General features: G+C 62.5%; 7 protein-coding genes. 4 read left to right on the forward strand and 3 right to left on the reverse strand.

Features of this window, described 5'->3' with window-relative positions:
• Positions 1–27 precede the first annotated feature (27 nt).
• Positions 28–1,122 (reverse strand): BMP family ABC transporter substrate-binding protein, encoded by a 1,095-nt coding sequence (locus ACTJKL_RS27930; RefSeq protein WP_440854347.1) that lies wholly within the window; start codon positions 1,120–1,122, stop codon positions 28–30.
• 54 nt (positions 1,123–1,176) lie between these two features.
• Complete coding sequence (locus ACTJKL_RS27935; protein WP_100673270.1) at positions 1,177–1,947, reverse strand: GntR family transcriptional regulator; 771 nt, start codon at positions 1,945–1,947, stop codon at positions 1,177–1,179.
• A gap of 476 nt (positions 1,948–2,423) precedes the next feature.
• On the opposite strand from ACTJKL_RS27935, the gene ACTJKL_RS27940 reads away from it, so the two are divergent.
• From ACTJKL_RS27940 to ACTJKL_RS27955, 4 genes are all read left to right on the forward strand, one after another.
• Positions 2,424–3,329 carry an aromatic ring-hydroxylating dioxygenase subunit alpha gene (locus ACTJKL_RS27940; protein ID WP_411927028.1) on the forward strand — a complete coding sequence of 302 codons (906 nt, stop codon included), beginning with the start codon at positions 2,424–2,426 and terminating at the stop codon, positions 3,327–3,329.
• A 24-nt stretch (positions 3,330–3,353) separates the two neighbouring features.
• A complete protein-coding gene (locus ACTJKL_RS27945) occupies positions 3,354–5,120 on the forward strand; it encodes a PDR/VanB family oxidoreductase (protein ID WP_440854348.1) in 1,767 nt (588 codons plus the stop codon).
• A 10-nt stretch (positions 5,121–5,130) separates the two neighbouring features.
• Entirely contained in the window at positions 5,131–5,778 is a 648-nt protein-coding gene (locus ACTJKL_RS27950) for a glutathione S-transferase family protein (protein ID WP_440854349.1), read from the forward strand.
• A 247-nt stretch (positions 5,779–6,025) separates the two neighbouring features.
• Positions 6,026–6,520 (forward strand): cupin domain-containing protein, encoded by a 495-nt coding sequence (locus tag ACTJKL_RS27955; protein ID WP_440854350.1) that lies wholly within the window; start codon positions 6,026–6,028, stop codon positions 6,518–6,520.
• A gap of 28 nt (positions 6,521–6,548) precedes the next feature.
• On the opposite strand, the gene ACTJKL_RS27960 is transcribed toward ACTJKL_RS27955, so the two are convergent.
• A protein-coding gene (locus ACTJKL_RS27960; RefSeq protein ID WP_440853413.1) for an IS630 family transposase occupies positions 6,549–7,494 on the reverse strand; the annotation gives its coding sequence in 2 pieces (ribosomal slippage) (positions 6,549–7,154 and positions 7,156–7,494; 945 coding nt in all).
• Between the last annotated feature and the right edge of the window lie 97 nt (positions 7,495–7,591).

A 7,591-nucleotide genomic window follows, 5' to 3' on the forward strand; every position in this document is an offset into this window, starting at 1 on the left:
CCGGTCACGCCGATTTCAGGACGCGGCTCAGCTGAGCTTGCCGATCATCCCCCTGACGAACCAGTTCATCCCGCGGATGTCGCTGTCCGAAAGAACCGACCCGGCAGCGACCTTGACGTTGCCGTCCTGGTCCTTGAGCTCGCCGGCATAGGGATGAATCTTGCCCGCTGCGATATCGGCTTCGAGCTGCTTCAATTTGGCCTGGATGTCGGCAGGGATCGCCTCGTTATAGGGGGCCATCTTGACGACGCCGGCGGCAAGCCCGTCCCACCGCGCCTCAGCCTTCCAGTTGCCTTCCGCTACGCCCCTTGCGGCGCGCAGATACTCACTTGACCAGTCGAGGGTAAAGGCTGTGAGTTGCTTGCCCGAGCCGAACTTGGCCATGTCGCTGGCGTAGCCGATCGACCAGGCGCCGCCTTCACCGGCCACCTGTACGCCGGTTGCCGTATCGGTCATCGAACAGATGACGTCGCAGCCTTGCGACAGGAGCGTGTTGGCCGCTTCCTTCTCCTTGCCCGGGTCGAACCAGGAGTTGAGGAAGATGGCGTTGCAGGTGACCTCCGGATTGACGCTCTGCGCGCCGAGAAGAAGCGCATTCGCCGGCCCGACAATGTCGGGGATCGGGAACCCGCCGATGAAGCCGATCTTGCCGGACTTGCTCATATGCCCGCCGGCCGCGCCGGCGACGAAGGTGCCCTCGTAATATTTGGCCTCGAAGGTGCCGAGGTTCGCGCGGTGCACGATGCCCGAACAGTGCTCGAACGCCGTCTTGGGGAAGCGCGGCGCCACCTTCTGCATCGGCGTGCCGTGCGAGAAGCTGGTCCCGAAAATCAGCTGATTTCCGGAGGCGGCGAGCTCGCGGAACACGCGTTCGGCATCCTGGGGCATGAAGATGTTGTCAATGACCGTTATGGCGACCTTGTCGCCGAATTCCTTCCTGATCGCGTCGACGCCCAGGCTGTGCTGTTTGGTCCAGCCGATCTCGGCGATCGGCGAGACGTAGACGACGCCGATCTTTAACGGCTCCTCTGCGCTCGCGAAGGTGGCAAGGCTTCCGGTTCCGAGTGCCACACCGGTCGCGCCGGAATATCGAAGGAATTGTCGTCTGGTCAGGTTGAACATGGCAGTAACCCCTTTGTCGGTTCGTGTCGTTTCTCCGGCTTGTGGCCGCCGGATCTATTTCGTGGCGTGGACGTGGCGGCTCGCGCCGGCCCCGCCGCTTTCTCCCGTTTTCTTGCGTGGCGCCGGCTTGGACGCCTCATCGGCTTTGCCGTCGAGATAGGGCTGCAGCGCCTCCCGCGGCGTCAGCTCCGGAAAGACCTGCCGATCCATGATATAGCCGCGCACGACGCTGCGGTGATGGGTGTCGATCAACTCCATGACAGGCTTCAGCCGGCCCTTTTCGAGCAGGTCGATCACGCGCTGGTGGTCGTCCAGCAGATTGCAATAGTCGAAATCGGCGGAGATCAACGAGCGCAGGAGCGTGGTGCGCCGCACGAGCTGCGCGTGAATTTCCTGCATGACCTTGTTACGGCTGAGGCGGACGAAGAGAGTATGAAACTCCTGGCCGAGAACGTCGGCAAGCGCGTCGTTGCCGGATGCGACGGCCTGGCGCTGCCGCTCGACGTGCTGGCGCAACTCGGCGAAGCCGGCGGGCCCCAGCCGGTCGCAGAGCTGGGCGGCGACGCCCTGTTCCACGAGCGTCAGCGCGTCGTAGATCTCCATCGCTTCTTGCATGCTCGGGCGTGCGACGAAGGCGCCGCGATTGCGCTCGATCTGCGCCAGCCCGTCGTCGGCAAGCCTGATCAGCGCCTGGCGGATGACGATGCGGCTGACCTCGAAGATTTCGGCCAGTTCGCGCTCACCGAGCTTGCATCCGGGTACGAGCCGGTGATCGATAATCGCCCGGGTCAGGATGTCGGCAATCGCCTGCGAACGGCTGCTCATGACAGGTCTCTCCATCTCCCGCAGAAAAATCTGCGGGACGGTCGCACCGGAGCATTGCACGGCCGCATATCCGGCGTTACGAATTCCATATCGGTATTCAATCAAATCAAGCTGTCAATCAAAAAACGCATTTTGCCATGCAATTTTTTGTTGATTGGTATCCAATCTTGTGGTTCCAATGAGTCCATCACGGAGCTAGGTTCATAGGGAAGTGCTAGCCAGGGAGGATGCGATGAGCAGAACTGCCCTTTGTAGCGATCGAGTTCTTCTTAATGATTGCGATGTCGCCGCGGACCTGACGTCGTCGGCCGTGCCCCTTTACCCGCGCCTGATCGCTGTTGACCTCGCCACCCAGTGCCGTGGGCGGCTATCGCCGGCAGGTGGTTCGCAGCGGTAGCAGCGAGCCGGTGAATTCCGACAGCCGTTAGGGTTTCTAACCGCTTGATGACCAGACGCCATTCACGGAGATGAACGACATGAGCCCGACCAAATGCCAGGACCAGGTGGTTCTCGATCTGTGGCACCCGCTGGCGGCAGTGGACGAGGTGCCGGCGGGGACGGTTCAGGACACGGTGCTGCTCGAGGAGCGCATCAGCTATGTTTCGGATGGCGAAGGCAAGGCGGCCGTCTGGCGTTCGCGCCCGGAGCTCCCTGTCGGCAGTCCGGTCGATATCGGTACGCTCGGCGGCTGTCTGCCGATCAAACTTGCCTATGGCTATATCTGGACCTCGCTGGGGACCCCGCCCGCCGAGCTGTTTCCCATTCCCGAATATGCGGAGGCCGATCGGCGCAGGCTCAATGCCGCCACCATCGGAGTCAATGTTTCGGCACCCCGCGCTATCGAGAATTTCCTCGACATGGGCCACTTTCCTTATGTCCATACCGATATTCTGGGAGCCGAACCCCATACGGAGGTCAAGGAATACGACGTCGAGCTTTCGGTCGAGCGCGACGAGATCGTCGCCACGCGCTGTCGCTTCTTCCAACCGATGGCCTCGACCGCATCGACCGGGGGCGCCGATGTCGAATATATCTATCGGGTGCCGCATCCCTATTGTTCGGTGCTGTACAAATCCAGCCCCATCGACGAGAGCCGCCTCGACGTCATTGCCGTTTTCCTTCAGCCGGTCGATCAGGAGCATGTCCGCGCGCATATGATGCTCTGTGTCCTCGACGAAGAGAACGAAGACAAGGTGATCAAGCGCTTCCAGCAAACGATATTCGGCCAGGACAAGCCGATCCTGGAGAACCAGTTTCCGAAGCGTCTGCCGCTCGACCCGCGGGCCGAGACGCCGATCCGCGCCGACAAGTCGGCGATCGCCTACCGCCGTTGGCTCAGCCAGAAGGGCGTGACCTACGGGGTCATCCCGGCCGCCACCTGACGTTTCAGAATTCCGGAGAGAACGATGCTCGATACAGCCAAGACCAGATGGCATCCCGTTGCCGCGTCCTATGATCTGCCGTTCCGCCACGTCTTCCACGCCCAGTTGCTCGGCCGCGAGTTCGCCGTCTGGCGTGCCGACGACGGCTACGTCAATATCTGGGAGAACCGATGCCTGCACCGCGGCGTCCGCCTCTCGATCGGCATCAACGATGGCCGCGAGTTGAAGTGTCAGTATCACGGCTGGCGCTATTCCAACCGCACCGCCGGCTGTACCTATATTCCGGCGCACCCGGCCGACGCTCCGGCCCGCACCATTACCAACCGTACCTTTGCGGGCGTCGAGCGCTATGGCCTCGTCTGGTCGGCGGAGGAGCCTCAAGGGGACGTGCCGGACGTTGCGGGCCTCGCCGAAGGCGATCTTCTCGCCCTTCGCGGCATTCCGGTCAATGCGCCGGCCGATGTCGTGGTAGCGGCCCTGACGGGCTATCGCTTTCAGCCGAACGGCTGCCTCGAAGGCACAGCGGCAGATATGTCGCTTAAGGCGAGCGACGGCTTCTCGGTAGCGCTTACGGCCCGCGAAGACGGCGCCGAGACGCTTGCCGTCTTCTTCGTCCAGCCGGTCGACTCCAACCGTTCGGTCATCCGCGGCGTACTCGACGGCTCGCCGCGCGGCGCCGAGCGGATCGCCGTTCTGCGCCATCACAACGAGCGGCTTTCGAAGCTTCGCGAGATCGTCGAGCGCGAGGCGGCCGCCGCACCGCAGCCGGCGCCGCTCGAGCCGGTGATCGAGCGCGTCTCGCCGGAACTTGCGGAGATGCCGGAAATGACCGCCCACGGCCGCAAGGCGACGGTCCGTGTAACGGTCGCGCGTAAGTGGATGGCTGCCGAGGGCATCGCGGCGTTCGAGCTTCGCCCGGTCAAGGGCCTGCTGCCGACTTTCCAGCCCGGCGCCCATATCGACGTTCACTTGCCGAATGGCCTCATCCGGCAATATTCGATCACCAATGGCCCGGGCGAAAGCGACAGCTACGTCATCGGCGTCAAGCTGGAGCGGGATTCGAAGGGCGGCTCGCTCTGCATGCATGAGACGCTTCGCGAGGGCGATGTCCTGGCGATTTCGGAGCCGCGCAACAATTTCCCGCTGCGCCGCGATGCCGAGAAGACGATTTTCGTCGCCGGCGGCATCGGCGTCACGCCGCTGATTGCCATGGCACAGGCCCTCAAGAACCAGAACCTGGACTTCGCCTTCCACTACTTCGCCCAGAAACAGGAACAGCTCGCCTTTCCGGAAAAGACCGCTCTCCTCGGCGAGGCGCTGAAGCCTCACCTCGGACTCCGTCCGGACGCGACTGCCGCCGAGCTCGAGGGAATTCTTTCCGGGTATCGGCCCGGCATGCACCTCTATCTCTGCGGTCCGGGGCCAATGCTCGAGGCGGCCCGCCGGATCGCGGCGGATCGCGGCTGGCCGGAAACGGCGGTGCATTTCGAATATTTCAAGAACACCAACACGATCGACGACAGTTCGAGCTTCGAGGTGGCGCTTGCGCGCTCCTGCGTGACGTTGAAGGTCCCCGCCGGCAGGACGATCCTGGAGGTGATGCGCGAAGCCGGCATCGACATGCCGTCGTCCTGCGAGCAAGGCGCCTGCGGCACCTGTCTTGCGACCGTGATCGAGGGTGAGCCCGATCACCAGGACGTCTACCTCAACGATGCCGAGCGCAGGTCCGGCACCAAGATCATGACCTGTGTGTCGCGCGCCAAATCCGCGCGCCTCGTCCTCGATCTCTAGGAGCTGCCGGATGATCACCCTCTACGATTACGAACTCTCGGGCAATTGCTACAAGCTCAGACTTCTGATGAGCATGCTCGCCATCGAGTACAAGACGGTACCGGTCGATTTCTATCCCGGCCGCGAACACAAGTCGGATTGGTTCCTGAAGCTCAATCCGCTTGGACAGCTGCCGGTGATCGAGGATGAAGGACTGGTGCTGCGCGACGCGCAGGCTATCCTCGTCTATCTAGCCTCCAAATATGATCCCTCCGGCACCTGGTACCCGCGCAACGATCCGGCGCTTCTCGGCGAGATCGGCCAGTGGCTCGCCTTTGCGGACGGCATCACCGGCACGGCTTCAGCCGCGCGTCTCCATGACGGCCTGTTCTACGATCTGGACGTCGAGGCGGCTCGGGCCGGCGCTCACAGGCTGTTTCGCATCCTCGACGAGCATCTCTGGTTCGGCGAGCAGGAAGGGCGTGACTGGATATGCTCGGCGCCGCATCCGACCGTGGCCGATATCGCCTGTTTCCCCTACATCATGCTTTCGGAAGAGGGGGGCATTCCCCGGCAGGATTATCCGGCAATCCGTCGTTGGTGCGATCGCCTCAAGCGGATCAAGGGCTTCACGGTCATGTCGGGTGTGTTCCCGGCCGGGCCGGCGCGTGTCGCTTAGAGAGAACCGCCGCGGCGCCGGCATCGTCGTCGATCCCGGCCCCGGGGGATGCCATGGGTAGGCCGTATCCCCGGCGCCTTCCGATATGTCGCTTGGCATGCGATAGCTTTTGTTGACGCGGACCTGCCTTAAGTAGCGTGCCGGCGTGATGTCGATATCGAGCACGTTCATGATTTTAGGTCGACCCGACCTAAATCATCGTGATCTACTGCGGGAACGGTGCCTTAAAGCAGGAGACGGAGGGAGAATGCCCGAAAAGCACGATCACGATCATCAAGGAGAGGACCACTGGAGGAACAACGGCGTTCGCGTCATCAAGGGTGACCAGCTCGACGCCAACACGGCTCAGACGCCGGGCATGTATCGGCAGGCGGCCATCAACCATGCCCGCGTCGGCGCCCAGAAGATCTGGGCCGGAACGGTTGCGATCGAGCCCGATGCCAAGACCGGCGTGCATCATCACGGGCCGCTTGAAAGCGTGATCTTCGTGCTTCGCGGCAAGGCGCGCATGCGTTGGGGCGACAGGCTCGAATATGTCGCCGAAGCCGGACCCGGTGATTTCATCTACGTGCCGCCATACGTGCCGCACCAGGAAATCAATGCGGATCCGGAAAATCCGCTCGAATGCGTGCTGGTCCGGTCCGATAACGAGGCGGTCGTGGTCAACATCACCGATGTCGATCCGGTCGAAAAGCCAGAGGAAGTCTACTGGGTGGATCCGATCCACAAACATCCCGGCTGATCCGGGTTTTTTCTAGAGTCTGTCAGGTTTATGTTGAAACATATCCTGCATGCCTGAGATAGGCGGCGCATTCGTGCGGGTTGAAGGCTTTGAGGACTTCGCCGAGGCGTCTCCATGTCGCGTCGACGCTGCGCTCGTCGGATTTGCGCAGCAGGGTCTTCAGTTTGGCGAACATCATCTCGATCGGATTGAGGTCGGGGCTGTAAGGCGGCAGGAAGAACAGATGGGCGCCGGCATCGCGGATGGCGTTGCGCGCAGGCTTGCCCTTATGGCTGCCGAGATTGTCGAGGATGACGATATCGCCGGGACTGAGGGTTGGTGCCAGGCATTGCTCGACCCACGCGGTGAAGGCAATGCCGTTGATCGGGCCATCGAGCACGAAGGGCGCGACGATGCGGTCGTGGCGCAGCCCGGCGAGGAAGGTCAGCGTCTTCCAATGGCCATGCGGTATTCTGGCGAAAAGCGGCTGGCCGCGCTGACACCAGCCGCGGGTGCGCGTCATGTTGGTTTTGACCCAGGTTTCGTCGACGAACACCAGGCGGCGCGGATCAAGTCGATGTTGATGGGTCTTCCAGCGGCTTCGGAACCGCGCCACCTTCGGCCTGTCCTGTTCGCTGGCGATCAGCGTTTTTTTTAAATGTCTTGCCTTCGCGGCGCAGGAAACGCCAAACGGTGTCGTGAGAGACATCGATCCCGGCCGCCTTCAGATCGGCGGCAAGCGCCCGCACCGTCCAATCGGGCTTGGCCGCCAGCCGACGGTGAACCTCATCGGCCGCCGCGCCCCGCAGCATGGGTTTGACATGGCCACCCATCTTGGCCGGCGCCAAACCGCGGCCGGACCGGTCGAGCTGGCCGATCCGCACCGCCGTCGCCGCTGATATTCCAAAGCGCAACGCTGCCGCCCGCACCGTCATGCCTCCTGCCAAGGCGTCGGCGACGCGCTGGCGTAAATCAAGAGAAAGAGGTCGCGCCATCATTGCTGGCCTCCTCACCAGCAATGATCTTGAATCACAATCGAAGCAAAAAGGGAATCCCGGTTCGATTCAGCTTAAGGCTGACCGACTCTAGGGC

The sequence above is a fragment of the Sinorhizobium sp. 22678 genome (genome assembly GCF_052044265.1).
In the GTDB taxonomy this organism is placed as follows: Bacteria; Pseudomonadota; Alphaproteobacteria; order Rhizobiales; family Rhizobiaceae; genus Sinorhizobium; species Sinorhizobium meliloti_A.